Annotated in this window: 16 protein-coding genes; 3 read left to right on the top strand and 13 right to left on the bottom strand. The window is 72.0% G+C overall.

The window, feature by feature from the left end:
- Positions 1-579 precede the first annotated feature (579 nt).
- From B0I28_RS25615 to kdd, 11 genes are all read right to left on the bottom strand, one after another.
- The gene (locus B0I28_RS25615) at positions 580-1227 is read right to left on the bottom strand and encodes an AMIN-like domain-containing (lipo)protein (protein ID WP_146148241.1); all 648 of its coding nucleotides are present in this window, start codon (positions 1225-1227) and stop codon (positions 580-582) included.
- Positions 1228-1315: 88 nt separating this feature from the next.
- Positions 1316-2914, bottom strand: coding sequence for a ribosomal protection-like ABC-F family protein (gene abc-f / locus B0I28_RS25610; RefSeq protein ID WP_106366715.1), 1599 nt, complete (start codon positions 2912-2914; stop codon positions 1316-1318).
- A 270-nt stretch (positions 2915-3184) separates the two neighbouring features.
- Positions 3185-4507, bottom strand: coding sequence for a M20/M25/M40 family metallo-hydrolase (locus B0I28_RS25605; RefSeq protein ID WP_181245967.1), 1323 nt, complete (start codon positions 4505-4507; stop codon positions 3185-3187).
- Between the two features lie 81 nt (positions 4508-4588).
- Positions 4589-5779 carry a cation:proton antiporter gene (locus B0I28_RS25600; RefSeq protein ID WP_106366702.1) on the bottom strand — a complete coding sequence of 397 codons (1191 nt, stop codon included), beginning with the start codon at positions 5777-5779 and terminating at the stop codon, positions 4589-4591.
- A complete protein-coding gene (locus tag B0I28_RS25595; RefSeq protein ID WP_106366701.1) occupies positions 5779-6264 on the bottom strand; it encodes a cation:proton antiporter regulatory subunit in 486 nt (161 codons plus the stop codon). Before B0I28_RS25595 ends, B0I28_RS25600 begins: the two co-directional genes overlap by 1 nt.
- A 151-nt stretch (positions 6265-6415) precedes the next feature.
- On the bottom strand, positions 6416-7414 hold the full coding sequence (locus B0I28_RS25590) for a serine hydrolase (RefSeq protein ID WP_106366700.1): 999 nt from the start codon (positions 7412-7414) through the stop codon (positions 6416-6418).
- Between the two features lie 85 nt (positions 7415-7499).
- The gene (locus B0I28_RS25585) at positions 7500-8819 is read right to left on the bottom strand and encodes a glutamate mutase L (protein ID WP_106366714.1); all 1320 of its coding nucleotides are present in this window, start codon (positions 8817-8819) and stop codon (positions 7500-7502) included.
- Positions 8820-8840: 21 nt separating this feature from the next.
- Entirely contained in the window at positions 8841-9224 is a 384-nt protein-coding gene (gene kal, locus B0I28_RS25580; protein ID WP_106366699.1) for a 3-aminobutyryl-CoA ammonia lyase, read from the bottom strand.
- Complete coding sequence (gene kamE / locus B0I28_RS25575; RefSeq protein WP_106366698.1) at positions 9221-9967, bottom strand: lysine 5,6-aminomutase subunit beta; 747 nt, start codon at positions 9965-9967, stop codon at positions 9221-9223. The genes kal and kamE overlap by 4 nt, the downstream gene beginning before the upstream one ends.
- Positions 9964-11523 (bottom strand): lysine 5,6-aminomutase subunit alpha, encoded by a 1560-nt coding sequence (kamD, locus tag B0I28_RS25570; protein WP_106366697.1) that lies wholly within the window; start codon positions 11521-11523, stop codon positions 9964-9966. The genes kamE and kamD overlap by 4 nt, the downstream gene beginning before the upstream one ends.
- A 1-nt stretch (position 11524) precedes the next feature.
- Complete coding sequence (kdd, locus tag B0I28_RS25565; RefSeq protein WP_106366696.1) at positions 11525-12574, bottom strand: L-erythro-3,5-diaminohexanoate dehydrogenase; 1050 nt, start codon at positions 12572-12574, stop codon at positions 11525-11527.
- A 154-nt stretch (positions 12575-12728) separates the two neighbouring features.
- Here kdd and B0I28_RS25560 point away from each other — a divergent pair, with 154 nt between their 5' ends.
- Both B0I28_RS25560 and B0I28_RS25555 read left to right on the top strand, forming a co-directional pair.
- Complete coding sequence (locus B0I28_RS25560; protein ID WP_106366695.1) at positions 12729-14207, top strand: KamA family radical SAM protein; 1479 nt, start codon at positions 12729-12731, stop codon at positions 14205-14207.
- Positions 14204-15043, top strand: a complete 840-nt coding sequence (locus B0I28_RS25555; protein ID WP_106366694.1) for a beta-keto acid cleavage family enzyme — start codon at positions 14204-14206, stop codon at positions 15041-15043. The genes B0I28_RS25560 and B0I28_RS25555 overlap by 4 nt, the downstream gene beginning before the upstream one ends.
- Positions 15044-15085: 42 nt before the next feature.
- Here the strand turns inward: B0I28_RS25555 and B0I28_RS25550 are convergent, their stop codons facing one another.
- Both B0I28_RS25550 and B0I28_RS25545 read right to left on the bottom strand, forming a co-directional pair.
- Entirely contained in the window at positions 15086-15649 is a 564-nt protein-coding gene (locus B0I28_RS25550; protein WP_106366693.1) for a DinB family protein, read from the bottom strand.
- A 39-nt stretch (positions 15650-15688) separates the two neighbouring features.
- Entirely contained in the window at positions 15689-15991 is a 303-nt protein-coding gene (locus tag B0I28_RS25545) for a hypothetical protein (protein WP_219926988.1), read from the bottom strand.
- 151 nt (positions 15992-16142) lie between these two features.
- Here B0I28_RS25545 and B0I28_RS25540 point away from each other — a divergent pair, with 151 nt between their 5' ends.
- Positions 16143-17792 carry an ABC transporter transmembrane domain-containing protein gene (locus B0I28_RS25540; protein WP_181245966.1) on the top strand — a complete coding sequence of 550 codons (1650 nt, stop codon included), beginning with the start codon at positions 16143-16145 and terminating at the stop codon, positions 17790-17792.
- Positions 17793-17794 lie beyond the last annotated feature (2 nt).

The following is a 17794-nucleotide window of genomic DNA, read 5'->3' as shown; positions in this document are numbered from 1 at the left end:
GGTTCGGCGCCCGCAGACGAACCGCAGCCAGGGGTCGAAGGCCAAGGGAGCCGAGAACGCCAGGAGGGCCGACACGGCCGCACCGCGAAGGGAGGTGAGACACCATGCGCACCACGACCACACCACACCCGCGCCCGCTATCGGCGCCGCGCCCCCGCGTGCAGATCGCTACTACCGGCACCCGAAACCGCCCCGGCCACGGCAACCACGCCAGGGCCATCCACGCCCACCACACCCTCGCTGATTGCTCGAACCGCAACCCGATCGCCGCCCCAGCCCGGCGACACACGCCGAACCGATCCCGTCCACCACCGTCGCTGATCGCCCGAGCCCCAACCCCATCACCGCCCCAGCCCGGCAATGCACGCCCGACCGAACCCCCGCTTCGCCGTCGCTGACCGCCCGAACACCGATCCGACAGCGACCCGGCCCCGGCGACAAGTCAGTGCCGCTCCGCTCGCCCTACCATCGTTGCCCGGTTGAACCGCAACCCGACTGCTGCCCGGCCACCGCAACACCGCCAAGGACCCGCCCGCCATCGCCGTCATAGTCGCCGTCGCCGTCGCCGTCACCGTCGAGTCAGGGTCGTCGCACGTCGACATAGACGACATAGTCGCCGTCGGACTGGCTGAATTGGGCCACATGGAATCCGAGAGTGCCGGTGAGCCCGACTGCGATTGAGACGTAGCCCTCGAAGTCGCCGGTGAGCACGTAAGCGTCGAGGGCCGCGAAACCGACCTTCACCGGCTCGACCGGCGGATCACCGAGCGTCGATTCGCCTTCGTCGTCATGGGCTTGGGCGGGATTGAAGACCATCTGGAGGAACGCCTCCCCCGACAGATCGACCGACTCGCCCGAGCCGTCACGAACGACCTCGGACACATAGCCGACCGTGTAGCCCGGCAATCCCTCGAACTCGAAAGCGATCCGGTCGAAGCCCTCCGACGGGTGGCTGCCGGCGCGGATGTCGATGAGGAGCGGCACAGGAGGAACCTCGCCAGTGAACGGGGCGCTCACCTCCCCGGTCGGCCACGACTCGGCCGGGCCGCCCACCTCCGGGGTCGACGGCCCGGTGCCGTCGCTCGGTGTCGCGGTCGACGGCTCGGTCGGCCCGGTCGATGGTGCGGCGGCGGTCGGCCCCTCACGTGTCGGTGTCGCTTCCGGTGACCCGCCGCCACCGCACGCGGTGAGCAGCAGTGCCGACACCCCGAGCACTGCTGCGAGCATTCGGTGTCGCATGCCTCCATTGCACGTCGCGTGCGGCGGGGAAGGAAGGGACTGAGGTCCCGCGACCGCGGGGCCTCCCTCCCCCGCTTCAGGCGATCACGCCGGAGTCCATCTCCAGGCGGCGCCCCGCGAAGGACGCCCGGAGCCGCCGGTCGTGGCTGACCAGGACCACCGTGCCCGTGTAGGACGCCAGGGCCGCCTGGAGCTCCTCGGCGAGGACCGGCGACAGGTGGTTCGTCGGCTCGTCGAGCAGCAGCACGTCGACCGGGCGGGACACGAGCCGGGCGAGTTCGAGGCGGCGGCGCTGGCCCGTGGAGAGGGCCGCGACCGGGGTTCCGAACTGCTCGGGTGCGAACAGCCCCAAGGCGAGCAGGGCTTCGGCGTGCTCTTCGAGCGTGCCGACGCGCCCTTCCGCGAAGGCCCGCAGCACGGACTGGCGGCCCGAGCCGGGACCGGCAAGCTGGCGCAGGTGGCCGACCGCGCCGGTGCGCACGGCCTTCCCTGAGTCCGGTTCGAGTTCGCCGGCGAGGACTCGCATGAGCGTGGTCTTGCCCGCGCCGTTGGGCCCGGTGACGAGGACGCGTTCGCCTTGGGCCACGGTCAGTTCCGCGACTTTGAGGCGGTCGGCGACCCGGACGCCCGCGAGGTGCAGCGCGGGCGCGTCGGACGCGTCCGCGGCGGTCGCGAGCGCGGGTTCGAACCGGAGCGGTTCCGGCGGCGGCGCGACGGCATTGGCGTGCAGGCGTTCGAGCTGCCGCTTGGCGATCTTGATGCGGCTCCCGGCGCCGTGGTCGCGGTTGCGGGCCCGGAAGGCCCCGGTGGACATGTTCGCCATCGGGAGCTTGCGCGGGATCGCGTCGGCGCGGCCCGCGTTGTGCTCGACGATGCCCTCCTGGCGGGCGACCTCGGCGGTCCACTGCTCGTAGGCGGCCTGCGCCTGCTGGCGCTCGACGGCCTTGGCGGTCAGGTAGCCCGCGTAGCCGTTGCCGTAGCGGCGGGCTTTGCGGGCCTCGACCTCGATCATCGTGGTGGTGACGGCCTCCAGGAACGCCCGGTCGTGGGTGACGGCCACGACCGTGCCGGGCCAGTCCCGCAGCTGGGCTTCGAGCCAGGCCACGGCCGCGTCGTCGAGGTCGTTCGAGGGCTCGTCGAGCAGCAGCAGCGCGGGCCGGGACGCGAGGGTCGCGGCGAGCATGAGCCTTGAGCGCTCCCCGCCCGAGAGGGTCCCGAGCGGGCGGTCCCGGTCGAGTCCGGGCAGGCCGAGCGCGGCCAGGGCCAGGTCGACGCGCAGGTCGGCGTCCCAGCCTTCGCGGGCCTCGAAGCGCGCGAGGAGGTCGGCGTAGACCTCGGCGGCGGTCTCGTCGCCGTCGGCGAGGGCCTGCTCGGTGTCGCGCATCGCGGCCTCGATCTCGCGGAGGTCCGCGAGGGCGAGGTCGATCGCGTCGGCGGCGGTGCGGTGCTCGGGCAGGTTCAGCTGCTGCGGCAGGTAGCCGACGCCTCCCGGGGAGGTGACGGTGAGTTCGCCGTTGTCGGGCTCCTCGACTTTGGCGAGGAGCCGGAGCAGGGTGGACTTGCCGGAGCCGTTGTCGCCGACGACGCCGAGGCGTTCGCCGGGCTTGACGGCGAAGCCGACGCGGTCGAGGACGAGGTGGTCGGCGTAGCGCTTGGTGACGTCTACAAGGGACAGATGTACGTGACGGTGCACGGGCGCCTCCAGAAAGCAGTGGAAGGTGAAGGGAGCGGAGGCACGCGGGATCGAGCGGAGAACGCTTCGGGATTCGGTGATGCGTGCCGTGGCGGCCGTCGCGGAGCGGTGCTCGACGCGGGCGACCGGGCTGCTTCTAGAGGAAGTAAATCAACATCGCCGTGAAGTCTAGGCCGCTGCGGGAGCGGCTGTAAAGGGGCGCGCGGAAACCGGCGCGGTGAGCGTGCTCACCGCGCCGGATCGACAAAGCGCTTAGGACTTGGTGATGAAGCGGTCCATCGCGTCGACGCCGAACTGGAGGCCCGAGAGCGGGACGCGCTCGTCGATGCCGTGGAACAGCGCGGTGAAGTCGAGGTCGGCGGGGAGCTTCAGGGGCGCGAAGCCGAAGCAGCGGATGCCGAGGGTCGCGAAGGCCTTCGCGTCGGTGCCGCCGGAGAGCATGTACGGGACGGTGCGGGCGCCGGGGTCGGCGAGGCGGATCGCCTCGGCCATGGCGTCGACGAGCGCGCCGTCGAAGGAGGTCTCGTAGCCGGGCTGGCGGATCTCGTACTCGAAGTCGATGCCCGCGCCCGCGAGCTCCTTGAGGGTCGCTTCGAGCTCGTCGTTGCGGCCGGGCAGGGAGCGGCAGTCGATGACGGCCTCGGCGGTCGAGGGGATGACGTTGGTCTTGTACCCGGCGTTGAGGCGGGTCGGGTTCGCGGTGTTGCGGAGGGTCGCGCCGACGAGGCGGGCGATCGGGCCGAGCTTGGCGACGGCCTCGTCGGGGTTCGACGGGTCGAACTCGACACCGGTGAGCTCGGAGACCGACTCCAGGAACTGGCGGACCGTGGGGGTCATCTCGACGGGGAAGTCGTGCTGGCCGATGTTGGCGACCGCGCGGGTGAGGCGGGTGACGGCGTTGTCGTCGTGGAGCATCGAGCCGTGGCCGGGGCGGCCGGTGGCGCGCAGGCGCAGCCAGTCGAGGCCCTTCTCGGCGGTCTGGACCACGTAGACGCGCAGGTCGTTGGGGAGGGTCATGGAGAAGCCGCCGACCTCGCCGACCGCTTCGGTGACGCCTTCGAAGACCTCGGGGTGCTGCTCGACCATGAAGCGGGCGCCGTAGTCGGAGCCGGCCTCCTCGTCGGCGGTGAACAGGAGGACGAGGTCGCGCGGGGGGACCTTGCCGGTGCGCTTCCAGTCGCGGACGAGCGCGAGGAGCATCGCGTCGAAGTCCTTCATGTCGACCGCGCCGCGGCCGAACAGGTAGCCGTCCTTGATCTCGCCGCTGAAGGGGTGGACGGTCCACTCGCTGGCTTCGGCGGGGACGACGTCGAGGTGGCCGTGGAGGAGGAGGGCCCCGCGCGAGGGGTCGGCGCCGGGGAAGCGGCAGGCGACGGAGGCGCGGCCGGGGGCGGACTCGTAGATCTTGGGTTCGAGGCCGACTTCGGCGAGCTTCTCGGCCACGTACTCGGCCGCGGCGCGCTCCCCCTTCGCGGTCGCGTTGTCGCCGGTGTTCGTCGTGTCGATGCGGATCAGGTCGCGCGCGATGTCGACGACTTCGTCCTCGGGGCGGGGCGGGTTCGCGGTTTCAGCCATCACTGAGTTCTATCAAGCCCGCGTAACGGTCCGCACTGTGCGGTGGCGGGAGTCGCAGTCGCCACTCCCGCCACCGGCGTGTCAGGCCGCGGCGTCGGCGAGTCGCCTGGCGCGGGCCTTCTTGCGGCGCTTGGCGACGATCGGGCCCGCCAGGCGCGGGGCGAGCGGGCCGATGGCGGCGAGGATGAGCACGTACGCGGCGGCGACCGAGCCCAGCTGCGAGTTGAGCCCGGCGGCGACGCCGAGCCCGGCGATGACGATCGAGAACTCGCCCCGCGGCAGCAGGACGAGCCCGGCTCTGAGCTTGCCCGTGAAGGCGGAGCCGCTTCTGCCCGCGGCCCACCACCCTGTGGCGAACTTCGTGGCGATGGTGACCACGGCGAGCAGGATCGCGACCGGGAGGACCGGCGGGAGCGCGGTCGGGTCGGTCTCCAGGCCGAAGTTGACGAAGAAGATCGCCGCGAACAGGTTCTTCAGCGGCTCCAGCGTTTCCTCGGCCTGGCGCGAGACCTCGCCGGAGAGGGCCATGCCGACGATGAACGCGCCGACCGCGGCCGACACGTGGACCTGCTCGGCGAGGCCCGCGATGACCAGGACGATGCCCATGACCTTGAGCAGCAGGATCTCGTCGTTCGGGGACTCCAGGAAGCGCGACAGCAGCCCGCCGAAGCGGGAGGCGACCACGAACGCCCCGGCGACCGCCAGGAGCGCGATCCCCAGGCCCGAGGCGGCCTGCGCGAACGCGAGGCCGGCCAGGAGGGTGGTGAGGATCGGCAGGTAGAGGGCCATGATCATGTCCTCGGCGACGAGCAGCGCGAGGATCGTGGGGGTCTCGCGGTTGCCGAGCCAGCCGAGGTCGGAGAGGACCTTCGCGATGATGCCCGAGGAGGACACGTACGTGACGCCGCCGAAGACGACGGCCGCGATCGGGCCCCAGCCGAGGATGAGCGCGCACGCGACGCCGGGGGCGGCGTTGAGCACGAGGTCGACCACGGCGCCGAGCCACGAGGTCTTCATCGTCCCGAGCAGTTCACGCGGGGTGTACTCCAGGCCCAGTGTGAACAGCAGGAGGACGACGCCGACCTCGGCGCCGACGTCGAGGAAGCCGGTGATCGCGTGCATCTCGTAGATGCCGCCGTGCCCGAAGGCGAGCCCGGCGACGAGGTAGAGCGGGATGGCGGAAATGCCGGCCTTGCCGGCGATGGCTCCGAGGAGTCCGAGGGCTCCTACGAGGAGGCCGAGTTCGAGGAGGAGCTCGACGGTTCCGTGCATTACTCGATCCCGCGCAGGATCTTGTCCACGCCTTCGACCGCCTCCTGCGTCCCGATGGTCACGAGCCGGTCCCCGACGTGGAGGACCGCCGAGGGCGGCGGGCCGGTCTCGACCCCGTCGGCGCGGACGATCGCGACGATCGAGGCGCCGGTGCGGGTGCGGGCGCGGGTGTCGCCGAGCGGGCGTTCGGCGTAGGGGCTGGTCGCGCCGACCTTCAGCTGCTGCGAGACGAGGTTGTCGATCTCGTGGTGCAGGCGGTTGAGCTTCTCGACGATGCGGGCGCCGCCGAGGAGCTCGCCGATCGCGGCCGACTCGTCGGCCGAGAACACGATGCAGTCGAGCATCGAGTCGGGGTCGTCGGGGTCGTAGATGATGAAGTCGCGGCGGCCTTCGCGATGGGCGACGATGCCGAGGCGGACATGCCGCTTCGTCTCGAATTCGAACCGCACTCCGATACCGGGCAGCTCGGTGCGCTCCACGTCCACTGTTGGTCACTCCTTTTGTGTCGGATACGCACCGAACCGTACATCACTCCTGCGCAAAAGGGTCCGGCCGTCCGAACGGGGCCCGGAGCCGGGCATGCGGAACCGCCCGGGGCGCTCGCCCCGGGCGGTCCGCCGCGGCATCGATCCGGTGCTAGAGGCCGGAGGTGCCGGCGCCGTGGTCCTGCGGGTCGAACAGGGTCGTCGCGGCGGCGCCGAGCCCGGCGCTGTCGGCCAGGTCGAGGAACTTCCGGCCCATCTTGGCGTGGGCCTGGACCGCCGGGTGCGTGGCGCCGTAATCGTCCCAGTGGTCCTCGAACTGGGCCATGAAGGAGTAGACGAGCAGCGGCGAGCCGTCGGCGCCGAGGACGACGCCCGACTCGTTGCGGTTGGCGTCGTCGGCGCCGTACTTCATGGCGATGCGGGAGCGCTCGGCCGAGGACATCTCCCGGCGGAACCCGTCGTGGTAGCCCGACAGGCCCGTCAGGACGCCCAGGAAGAACCGGGTCGACTCCGGCGAGAGCAGCTCGCCGAGGGCGAGCCGGTGCAGGAGGTCGGCCGACTCCGAGGTCGTGGTGTCGCCGAGCCACATGCGGTTCGGGTTGGCGGGGTTGGGGATCACGCGGGTGTCGGTGAAGCCCTTCGCCGCGAGGGTCTCGTTGATCTCGGCGGGCGGGCAGACGAGGCCGCACAGCCGCACCGAGGTGTTGTCGGAGACCAGGAGCATCGCGACGAGGACGTTCGCGACCGTGATCTCGTCGCCGTACGCGGTCTGGTGGAAGTAGAACCCGGACCCGGTGAGAATGATGTCCGAGGTCAAGGTGATGCGGTCGTCGAGGGCGAGCTCGCCGCGGTCGATCTTGTCGAGCACGGCGAGCGCGATGCCGAGCTTGTTCATGCTGGCGGCGGTCTGGACGCTCGTGGACGCCTGGTCGACGGCGGGGACCGGCGTGCCGCCGTCGAAGAGGGTGACCGTGCCCTGCCAGACGCCTCCGGCCTTCGCGGTCTCGCGGTCCCAGATCCGCTTGATGGCGGCGGCCGCGCCCTGGGCGCCGGCGGCCGCGGTCTCGGCGTGGGCGGTCCCGGCGGTGCCGAGGACGGTCCCGGCGGCGGTGAGGCCCGCGCCGATCTTGACTACGTCTCGTCGCTGCATGGCTGCCTTTCGTCGTGGTGGGGATTCCAGTCGAGATACGCCGCGGAGGCGGCGATCGGTTGCCTCCGTCGATCCACTCTGGCCGCTACAGGCCCTCCAGCAGGCGCGCGGCGAGGTCGCGGCGGCCTTCGGCCGCGAGGAGACCCGCCGGGGCCAGGCGGTAGTCGGCGTCCACGGTGAACCGGGCGTCCTTCGGCGGGCGCACGCCCCCGGAGGTGTCGCCGCCGACCGCCTCGCGCAGCCACTCGGCCGCGCCGGGGTCGCGGCGCAGGATGCCGCCGGAGCCGACGACGAGGCCCACGGCCGCGAGGTCCTTGCCGCCGCGCAGCGGCTCGGTGGGGCCGCCGATCCGCTCGCCGCGGGCGTGGCGGCGGACCGCGATGCGCGCGGCGAGCGCGCTCAGCTCCCGGTCGAAGGCCCGCTCGCGGTCGGTGTCGGCGCGGAACGCGGGGTCGGCGCCGCGCCTGCGGGCGGCGTCGGGAAGGTCCCAGTCGGTCGCCAGGTCCTCCTCGTCGGCGGCCTCAGCGATGCCGACGGCGGTGTGGCGGACCCCGAGGTCGCCTTCCACGGTCCTTGAGCGCCAAGCGGTCCCGGCGACCTCGGCGCGCGGGCCCTGGAGTTCGGCGTCGGGGGTGAGGACGGAGTAGACGTCGGTGGTCGCGCCGCCGACGTCCACGACGAGGAGGTCGCCGGTGCGCTCGGCGAGGAGCTCCACGCCCGTGAGCACCGCGTCGGGGGTGGCGGCCTTGACCATGGCGGTGAAGTCGGCGCTGGCCGAGAGGTGCTTCCCGGCGATGACGTGGCGCAGGAACACCTCGCGGAGCGCGGTCCGGGCGGGCACGGGGTTGAGGGATCCGATGCGCGGCAGGACGTTCCCGACGGCGGTGACCGGGATGCCGGCGGCTTCAAGGAGCGCGGCCACGTCGGTGGCGGCGTTCGCGTTTCCTGCCAGGACGACTGGGGTGGTCAGGCCGGAGTCGGCGAGATCGGCGGCGTGGGCGCGGAGCGCGGTCTCGTCGCCGCCGTCGGTGCCGCCCGCGAGGAGGACCACGTCGGGGCGGGCGGCGCCGAGGGCCGCGAAGTCGGCCGGCGTCAGGTTCCCGGCGCGCACGTCGACCACGCGGGCGCCCGCGCTGAGCCCTGCCCGGTAGGCCGCGCGGGCGGTCACCAGGGGCTCGTTGCCGATGACGGCGAGGCGCAGGCCGCCGCCCGCCGAGGAGCACACAAGCGTGTCGATCACGTTGGCGCCCTTGGGGACCGCGGCCTTGAGGGCGGCGCGCAGGCCGTCCATGACGTCGGTGCCGAGGGTCGTCGGGTGCGAGGCCGCGCCGAGGAGCGCGCCGGAGTCCGCGTCGACGGCGGCGGCCTTGGTGTAGGTCGAGCCGACGTCGGCGCAGACGATCACGGCGGTCACGGGCGGCACTCCTTAAGGGACAACGACCGTCCCGGTGGCGGTGGTGGCGACGATGGGTTCCGCGAGGACTTGCGCGGCGGAGTCGCCGCGCTCGGGGTCGGCGCGGCAGACCACCGTGAGCGTGAACTCGACGGTGCGGCTGCGCCTCCCGGTGCGGACGACGACCGCGGTGGCCTCCACGACGTCCCCGGCCCGCACGGGCGCGAGGAACTGCACGTCGGCGTAGGACGCGAACAGGCCCTCGTCGCCGTCGGTGAGGATGCACAGCTCGGTGGCGACGTCGCCGAACATGCCGAGCCCGTACGCGCCGTCCACGAGGTTCCCGCCGTAGTGGGCGTGCGAGTAGGGGATGTAGCGGCGGTGGGTCACCTTGGTGCCGTTGTGGTCGGCGGTCATTCGGCTGGCTGCCTTTCGAAGACGAGTCGGTGGACGAGGTAGGAGGCGACGTCGGAGGGCATGGTGCCCCGGGTGAAGATCCGGTCGACGCCGAGGTCTGCGGCGGCGGACTCGTCGAAGCGGGGGCCGCCGACGACCAGGAGGGGGCGCTTTCCCGGCGGGAGGGCCTCGCGGAACGCGGCCGACATCTCGCGGGTGTTGTGCAGGTGGGCGTCCTTCTGGGTGACGACCTGGCTGACCAGGACCGCGTCGGCACCCTCGTCGACGGCGCGGTTCACCAGATCGGGGACGGCGACCTGCGCGCCGAGGTTCACTACGCGCAGTTCGCGGTAGTACTCCAGGCCCTTCTCCCCCGCGACGCCCTTGATGTTGAGGATCGCGTCGATGCCGACGGTGTGCGCGTCGGTGCCGATGCAGGCGCCCACGACGGTGAGCTTGCGGCCGAGCTTCTCGCGGACGGCGTCGTTGACCTCCTTGGGGGTGAAGTGCGGGTAGTCGCGCTCGACGACCTTGACGTCGTCGAGGTTGACGAGGTGCGTGGTCGCGCCGTAGACGACGAAGAACGTGTAGTTCTCGCCGATGGGCTTGGCGTGCACGAGCATCGCGCCGTCGAGGCCCATCTTCGCGGCGAGCTGGAGCGCGGCGCCCTCGGCGCGCTTGTCGTGCGGGACGGGCAGGGTGAAGGACATCTGCACCATGCCGTCGCCGGTGGTGTCGCCGTAGGGGCGGACGATGCGGCTCATTCGGCGCCTCCGTCCAAGATCGATGCCGCGGGGTTCCAGTAGTCGTCGGCGCGCTTCGCGACGCCGTCGAGGCCGCGGCCGCCGTCGGCGGGGCGCTTCATGATGCCGAAGGTGCCGTCGGCGATGGCGTTGAGCAGGCCGTCGTCCACGATCTTCCCGAGGAGGGCCACGGCCTCGCCGAGGACGTGGTTCGCGCGGTTCGCGATGAACCCGTCGGCGGGCGGGTGGAAGTCCTCGGCGAGCCCGGCGCATGCGCTGAGGACGTAGCGCACGTTCTGGAGCGCGATGTCGCGGTCGGAGAGCCAGGGGGTGACCACGGCTTCGGTCATCATGCCCACCAGGAGGATCGACTGCCCGGTCATGACCCCCGCGAGGTTGAAGAACCCGTCGAGGAGGTTGCCCCGGAAGACGTCGCCGGTCATGTGCTTCGTCGGCGGCATCCACTTCAGCGGCGCGTCGGGGAACAGCTGGCGGGCCAGGAGCGCGTGCGCGAGTTCGAGCCGGAACGACTCGGGCACTTCGGGGTTGATCTCGAAGGCGTGTCCGAGGCCGAGCAGCTCGTCGGGGAGCCCGGCCTCGTGCGCGAAGCGCTCGTTGAGGAGCTGCGAGACGGTGACGGTGTGCGCGGCCTCGACCGCGTCGGCCGTCGTCAGATAGTTGTCCTCGCCGGTGTTGATGATGATCCCGGCGCGGGCGTGGACCTGGCGACTGAAGCGCTGGTCCACGAAGGTGCGGATCGGGTTGATGTCGCGGAACAGGATGCCGTACATCGAGTCGTTCAGCATCATGTCGAGCCGGTGCATGCCCGCCAGCGCGGCGATCTCGGGCATGCAGAGCCCCGACGCGTAGTTGGTGAGGCGGATGTAGCGGCCGACCTCGCGGGAGGTCTCGTCGAGGGCGGCGCGCATGAGCCGGAAGTTCTCGCCGGTGGCGTAGGTCCCGGCGAAGCCCTCGCGGGTGGCGCCTTCGGGGACGTAGTCGAGGAGGGACTGGCCGGTGGAGCGGATGACGGCGATGACGTCGGCTCCGGCCTTGGCGGCGGCCTGGGCCTGCGGGATGTCCTCGTAGATGTCGCCGGTGGCGACGATGAGGTAGATCCAGGGGCGCTGGGGCGGGTCGCCGATCTCGCCGACGAGTCGGCTGCGGCGGGCGCGGGAGGCGTCGATGCGGTCGAAGCCCTGGCCGACTGCGGCGTTTGCGCGGTCGCGGGCGGCTCGGGCCGCTTGGTCTTTGGCGAGCTCGAAGCGGACGCCGCCTGCGGCTGCGGCGTGGGCGAGGCGTTCGAGGTCCGGGAAGTCCTTGAGGGCGTGGAAGACCGGGAGGGCGATGCCGTGCTCGATGCCGACCTGGTCCTGGACGGCGTCGGCGAGGCGGTTGACCCAGGGGATGCCGTCGGGGTCGGCGCCGGTGAGTCCGGCGAGGCGCAGGGTGGCGCGCTCGACGGAGACGGTGGTGTGGCTGCGGGCCAGGTCGACCACGGGCTGGGCGGCCTTGGCGGCCAGTGCGCGGGCGCGGGCGACGAGGCCGGCGTCGAGCGGCAGGAGCGGTCCGGTCATGTCAGTGCCGCCCGGCGACGCGGTCGTCGAAGAGCGCTCTGAGGCCCGGATGCTCGTCGAGGAGGTGGAGGGCGTAGTCGGCGTGGCCGGGGGTGTAGCCGTTGCCGATGAGCATCTCGACGTCGGCGGCGAGCCCTTCGGCGCCGAGGGCGGCCTGCGGGAAGGAGGTCGCCATGGAGAAGAAGACGACGGTGCCGCCGGTGGCGGTGGAGAGGATCGCGCCGTGCTCGCAGCCGGGCACGTCGACGCAGACGACGGTGACGTCGGCGCCGCGGCCGCGGAGGGCCTCGTTGACGGCGTCGGCGAGGCCGAGGGGGTCGGTGGCGTCGGCGACGGCGATCTGGTCGGCGATGCGGAGCTTGGCGACGCGGTCGGCTTCGTCCTGGTCGCGGACGACGGCGAGGACTTCGGCGGCGCGGGCGTCCTTGGCGGCGGCGAGGGAGAGGGACCCGGACTTCCCGGCGGCGCCGAGGACGGCGACCGTGGGCGCGGAGTGGTAGCGGCGGGAGACGACGCGGCGGACGAGGGCGGGGGCGCCGCAGACGTCGAAGACGGCGAGCGCGAGCTCCTCGGGGAGGTCGTCGGGGAGGGGGGCGGCGATGGAGCGGCCGAAGAGGATGGCGGTGCCGGCTGCGGGGACCTGTTCGGAAGTGCCGTCCCAGCGCTCCAAACCGTCAGTAATGCGCAGGGGCGTGAGGGTGAGGGAGACGAGGGTGGCGATCTTCTGGCCGGTCTTGAGGCCGAGCGGGGATTGGGGGCCGACGGCGTCGACGGTGCCGATGAGCATGCCGCCGGAGCCGGTGACGGGGTTCTGCATCTTGCCGCGGGCCTCGATGATGGCGAGGACCTCGGCGCGGACGGCGTCGCCGTCGCCGTCGTGCTTGGTGCGGAGCTGCCGGTAGGAGGCGGCGTCGAGGTTGAGGCGCTCGACGCTGACGCGGACCTCGTCGTCGGCGATCTCGGGGTGGGGGTCGAGCCGGTCGGCCGCTTGTGGCAGTGCTCCGGCGGGGCTGACGACCCGGTGCGATCCGACCGGTGAGCCTGTCGACATCGTTGCCGCCCTTTCTCGTAACGGGAGTTGATCGAATCTCAATATGCGAGACCTAGCGAGCAACTGTAACGGAAGGTTATCCTCGTCACAAGGCGGTCTACCCCCGCCCGCGACGTTTCCCCGGGCCGAACATCCCGGGCATGGAGGTGAGAACGTGGCCGATCGACCATACGAGGCATCGAAGCCCGTCGTGATCGAACAGCCTTACCAGTACCGGCGCCGTGAGCTGGTCGAACCCGACTGGACGCGGTTCCCCGGCTGGGCCGGGGTGACCGAGGCCGACTGGGCCTCGGCGCAGTGGCAGCGCGTCAACTGCGTGAAGAACGTGAAGCAGCTGCGGGCGGTCCTGGGCGACCGGCTGCACGACTCGTTCTACGAGGACCTGGAGTCGGACATCGCGCACTCGGCGACGATGTCGATGCTCCTGCCGCCGCAGATGCTCAACACGATGGTCCCGGCGGTCGAGGAGACCGCGCCGGGCTCGTGGACGGACGCGTTCTACGCCGACCCGGTGCGCCGGTACATGCTGCCGGTCGCCTCCGACCGGCGCTCGGACTGGCCCTCCCACCCATTCGCGGCGCGCGACTCGCTGCACGAGCACGACATGTGGGCCGTCGAGGGCCTCACGCACCGCTACCCCACCAAGGTCCTCGCCGAGCTCCTGTCGACGTGCCCGCAGTACTGCGGGCACTGCACCCGCATGGACCTGGTCGGCAACTCGACGCCGACGGTGGACAAGCGGCGGCTGTCGCTCAAGCCGGTGGACCGGCAGACGGCGATCCTCGACTACCTCCAGGCGCACCCGGGCGTGCGCGACGTGGTGGTCTCCGGGGGCGACGTGGCGAACCTGCCGTGGAAGCAGCTGGAGCGGTTCCTCGACCGGCTCCTCGACGTGGAGACGATCCGCGACATCCGCCTGGCGACGAAGGCGCTCATGGGCCTGCCGCAGCACTGGCTCCAGGACGAGGTCGTCGAGGGCATGGCCCGCGTCGCCAAGCGCGCGGCCGGGCAGGGCGTGAACCTGGCGATCCACACGCACGTCAACCACGTCAACTCGGTGACCCCGGCGGTGGCGCGCGCGGCGGCCGCGATGCTCGACGCGGGCGTGCGCGACGTGCGCAACCAGGGCGTGCTCATGCGCGGCGTCAACGACACCCAGGCGGACCTGCTCGACCTGTGCTTCGCGCTCCAGGGCGAGGCGAACATCCTGCCGTACTACTTCTACATGTGCGACATGATCCCGAACGCCGAGCACTGGCGGACCTCGGTCGCGCAGGCGCAGGACCTCCAGACCGCGATCATGGGGTACCTGCCGGGGTACGCGACGCCGCGGATCATCTGCGACGTGCCGATGGTCGGGAAGCGCTGGGTCCACCAGCTCTCCGAGTACGACCGGGAGCTGGGGATCTCGTACTGGACGAAGAACTACCGGACCTCGCTGGAGGCGAACGACCCCGACGCGCTCACGCGGCGGTACCCGTTCTACGACCCGATCGACACGCTCCCGAAGGCCGGGCAGCAGTGGTGGGCGAACATGCACGCCCCGCGCGAGGTCAAGGAGGCCGGGAACGCGGCCGCGGTGCGCTCGCGCCAGGCCGCGGCGCGCCAGGACGAGGCGGCGGAGGTCGGATGACCGGGACGCTCATCACGGTGGCGCCCACCGGGGCGGAGGTCGACAAGGCCGAGGTCCCGGTCCTGCCGGTCACGCTCGACGAGCTCGTCGACACGGCCGTCAAGTGCGAGGCGGCCGGCGCGTCGATCGTCCACGTGCACTTGAGGGACGACGACGCGAAGCCGACGCTCGACCCGGTGCGCCTGCGCGATGCCGTTGCGGCCCTGCGGGACTCGACCGACCTGATCGTGCAGCTGTCGACGGGCGGGTCGGTGCGCGACGGCGAGGAGGCCCGCCTCGCGGTCCTCGACGCCGAACCGGACATGGCCTCGTGCACGATGGGCACCGTGAACTTCGGCGACGACGTGTTCACCAACCGCTGGGAGTTCGTGGTGCGCCTCCACGAGCGGATGCGGGAGCTGGCCGTCGTCCCCGAGTACGAGCTGTTCGACCTCGGGCACCTCGCGTCCCTGGAGCGGCTGCTCGACAAGCACGGCCTGCCGTTCGGCGACCACGTCCACGTGGACTTCGTCCTCGGCGTCCCCGGCGGCGCCGCGGGCGACGCCGCCACCGTGACCGCCTTCGCCGAGGGCGTGCGCCGGTACCTGCCGGAGGGGACCACGTTCTCCGCCACGGGGATCGGCCGCACCACGATCCCGGTCATGTTCGCGTCCCTCGCCCACGGCGGGCACCTGCGCGTCGGCATGGAGGACACCACCTCCTTCGCCCGCCGCCAGCCGGTGACCGGCAACGACCAGCTCGTGGCCCGTGCCGCGGCGGCCGCGTCCCTGGCCCAGCGCCCGGCGATCACCACCGTGGAGGCCCGGAAGCTCCTGCGGATGCGCGACGCCGACTAGCTGCGGATGACGAAGGGCCCGAGCGGTTTACGCTCGGGCCCTTCACTGCGCCGGGCGGTCGCGGTAGAGGTCGCGGAGGAGGCAGATCTCGGCGCCGTGGGCCATCGTCTCGCGGTTGAGGTGGAGGACGAGGGCGCCGACGGGGTCGTCGGCGTAGTCGCCCGCCTTGGGGCCCAGGGGCGCGTCGAACTGGGCGGGGGTGAGCGCGGCGATGGCGTCGTGCCAGTGGGCGTAGGAGCGTTCGAGCACGGCGACGGCGTCGGCGGCCGTGGCGGGAAGCGGGTCGGGCCACAGGCGCTGGTCGAACATGTGGGCGTCCTCCAGGCCCTCGTGCGGGCCGAAGAACGCGCGGGCGCGGATGCCGAGGACGTCGCGGCTGACGTGGGTCATGCGCCACGCGATCGTGGTGAACGGCGGCGGCTCGGGGGCCGGGAACGACTGCTCCATGCGCAGGACGCCGTCGGCGTCGGGGCGCAGGGACCAGCAGCCGTCGACCGGCTCCCAGAAGTACTCGTCGTCGGTGAGCCCCTCAAGGCGGGGCCGCAGGTGGAAGTCCCAGTAGAACTCCAGCTGCCCCAGGATCGCCGCATGCCAGTGCTCGCTCATGGGTCGACCCTAGGGCACGGGTCCGACGGACGCGGCGGTTCAGTCGTGGGCCCAGCGGCGGCCGGCTCCGGCGATCGCGCCGCCGATGAGCAGGTAGACCAGGGCGGCGAGGCCGTAGTTGACGACGGCGCGGACCTTCGGGTCGTCGACGGTGAACATGTCGCGGAACAGCCAGGAGAACCAGTTCGCGAGGTCGGCGAAGAACGCGACCAGCGGGTTCCCGGCGTTCGCCTCCAGGAGCACGAACGCCAAGTGCAGCAGGATGATCAGGGCGATCAGGCCGAACACGATCGTGACGACGTGTGCGATGAGCGAGTTGTGGCGCGAGGCTACGTAAGGCATGACCTGTCCTTCCACAAAGTCACATCGGGGGTCGATGGTGGACCGTGGGTTCCCAACGCCGCGCGCTTCCAAACTGGGCGGTACCGGGACGGTCCCGGCGTGCGGAATTGAAGGAGCCGCGACAGCCGGTCGGCAGGTAAGCTTCGGTCCCATGCCCCCAGCACCACCGCCGCAGACACCCCTGCGACTCCTCCTCGCGCAGGCGCGGCCGAACCGGGCGCGCCTGCTCCTCGGGTTCCTGTTCTACGCGGGCGCGTCGTGCACGTCGATGCCGCAGCTGTGGATCGTCGGGAAGATCGTCGACGAGGGCCTCATCGCCCGCTCGGCGTCCGACTTCGCGATGTGGCTGGGGGCCGCCGCGGTCCTGGTCGTCGCCCAGCCCATCCTGTGGGCCAACGGGTTCCGGCAGTTCTCCGCCGTCGAGGCGCGGAACCAGCGGTCCCTGGTGCGGGCCCTGACCGACCGGCTGAACACCTCGGGGACGGCCGTGCGCGACCGCGTCTCGGCCGGGGAGCTGCTCAACCTGCCGAGCGAGGACGCGCGGCGCGCCGCCCGCGCGGTCAGCGACGCCGGGTTCTTCTTCAACACGCTCGTGATGTTCATCGTCGGGGCGGCGCTGGTGTGGTCGATCCACCCGCTCCTCGGCACCGTCCTCATCAGCGGCAGCGTCGTCACCGCGCTCATCGCCGGGCCGCTCCTCGGGCGGCTCCAGTCGCGCCAGTCGGACTACCGGGCCCGCATCGGCGACCTCTCCGCGCACGCCGCCGACATCGTCGGGGGCCTGCGGGTCCTGCGCGGCATCGGCGGCGACGTGCTGTTCGCCGCCCGGTACCGCGAGCGCTCGGACGACCTGCGCCGCAACGGGTACGAGGTCGCCGGGCCCAGCTCGTGGATCCACGCGCTGCGCCACTCCATGCCGATCGTGTTCGTCGCGGTCATCACCTGGGTCGGGGCGACCCTCGCCGCCGACGGCGCGATCAGCATCGGCGGCCTGGCCTCGGCCTTCAGCTTCGCGACGATCTTCATCGCCGTCTCCGGGAACTTCGTCGGCACCTCCCAGTACCTCGTCGCGGCCTGGGTCGCGGCCAAGCGGATCGTCCGCGTCCTGAACATCGGACCCGACCTCGCCGACACCGGGACCGCCCGGGACGGCGGCGGCGAGCTGCGCGACCCCGACTCCGGCCTGGCCGTGCCGGTCTCGGGCCTGACGGTGGTCGTCACCGCCGAGACCGCGCACGCCGCCGAGGCGTGCGAGCGGCTCGCCCGCTACCGCGACTCCGAGGCGACCTGGGGCGACGAGCCCGTCGAGTCGTACGCGCTCGCCGAGGTCCGCGCCCGGATCATGCTCCTCACCGACGAGGACCACCTGTTCACCGGGACGCTCGCGTCCACCATGCGCGTGCCCGAACCTCAAGCGCGGCAGGCGATCACGGCCGCGTGCGCCGACGACGTGGCCTCGCTCGGGATGGACCGCGCCGTCGAGGAGGGCGGCCGGAACCTCTCCGGCGGCCAGCGCCAGCGCCTGCGCCTCGCCAGAGCCCTTGCGGCCGAACCGGAGACGCTCCTGGCCGTCGAGCCGACGTCGGCGGTGGACGCCCACACCGAGTCGCTCATCGCCGCACGCGTCGCCGCCGCACGCGCCGGGCGGGCCACGCTCGTGGTCACCGCGTCGCCGCTGTGGCTCGCGCACGCCGACCTCGCGGTGTGGATGGTCGACGGCAAGGTCCACGCGACCGGCACGCACGCCGAACTCCTCGCCGAGTCCGACTACCGCCGCCTCGCCTCCCACAGCGTCGACTGACG

Source organism: Glycomyces artemisiae, from assembly GCF_003002955.1.
Lineage (GTDB): Bacteria > Actinomycetota > Actinomycetes > Mycobacteriales > Micromonosporaceae > Glycomyces > Glycomyces artemisiae.
Note: the sequence above shows the minus strand (reverse complement) of the source record. Positions and strands in the feature narration are given on the sequence as shown.

Bases quoted from the DNA above. Each gene is read 5' to 3' on its own strand.
- B0I28_RS25615 (WP_146148241.1), bottom strand. From the start codon at position 1,227: ATGCTCGCAGCAGTGCTCGGGGTGTCGGCACTGCTGCTCACCGCGTGC.
- B0I28_RS25605 (WP_181245967.1), bottom strand. From the start codon at position 4,507: ATGGCTGAAACCGCGAACCCGCCCCGCCCCGAGGACGAAGTCGTCGAC.
- B0I28_RS25600 (WP_106366702.1), bottom strand. From the start codon at position 5,779: ATGCACGGAACCGTCGAGCTCCTCCTCGAACTCGGCCTCCTCGTAGGA.
- B0I28_RS25590 (WP_106366700.1), bottom strand. From the start codon at position 7,414: ATGCAGCGACGAGACGTAGTCAAGATCGGCGCGGGCCTCACCGCCGCC.
- kal (WP_106366699.1), bottom strand. From the start codon at position 9,224: ATGACCGCCGACCACAACGGCACCAAGGTGACCCACCGCCGCTACATC.
- kamE (WP_106366698.1), bottom strand. From the start codon at position 9,967: ATGAGCCGCATCGTCCGCCCCTACGGCGACACCACCGGCGACGGCATG.
- kamD (WP_106366697.1), bottom strand. From the start codon at position 11,523: ATGACCGGACCGCTCCTGCCGCTCGACGCCGGCCTCGTCGCCCGCGCC.
- kdd (WP_106366696.1), bottom strand. From the start codon at position 12,574: ATGTCGACAGGCTCACCGGTCGGATCGCACCGGGTCGTCAGCCCCGCC.
- B0I28_RS25555 (WP_106366694.1), top strand. From the start codon at position 14,204: ATGACCGGGACGCTCATCACGGTGGCGCCCACCGGGGCGGAGGTCGAC.
- B0I28_RS25550 (WP_106366693.1), bottom strand. From the start codon at position 15,649: ATGAGCGAGCACTGGCATGCGGCGATCCTGGGGCAGCTGGAGTTCTAC.
- B0I28_RS25545 (WP_219926988.1), bottom strand. From the start codon at position 15,991: ATGCCTTACGTAGCCTCGCGCCACAACTCGCTCATCGCACACGTCGTC.
- B0I28_RS25540 (WP_181245966.1), top strand. From the start codon at position 16,143: ATGCCCCCAGCACCACCGCCGCAGACACCCCTGCGACTCCTCCTCGCG.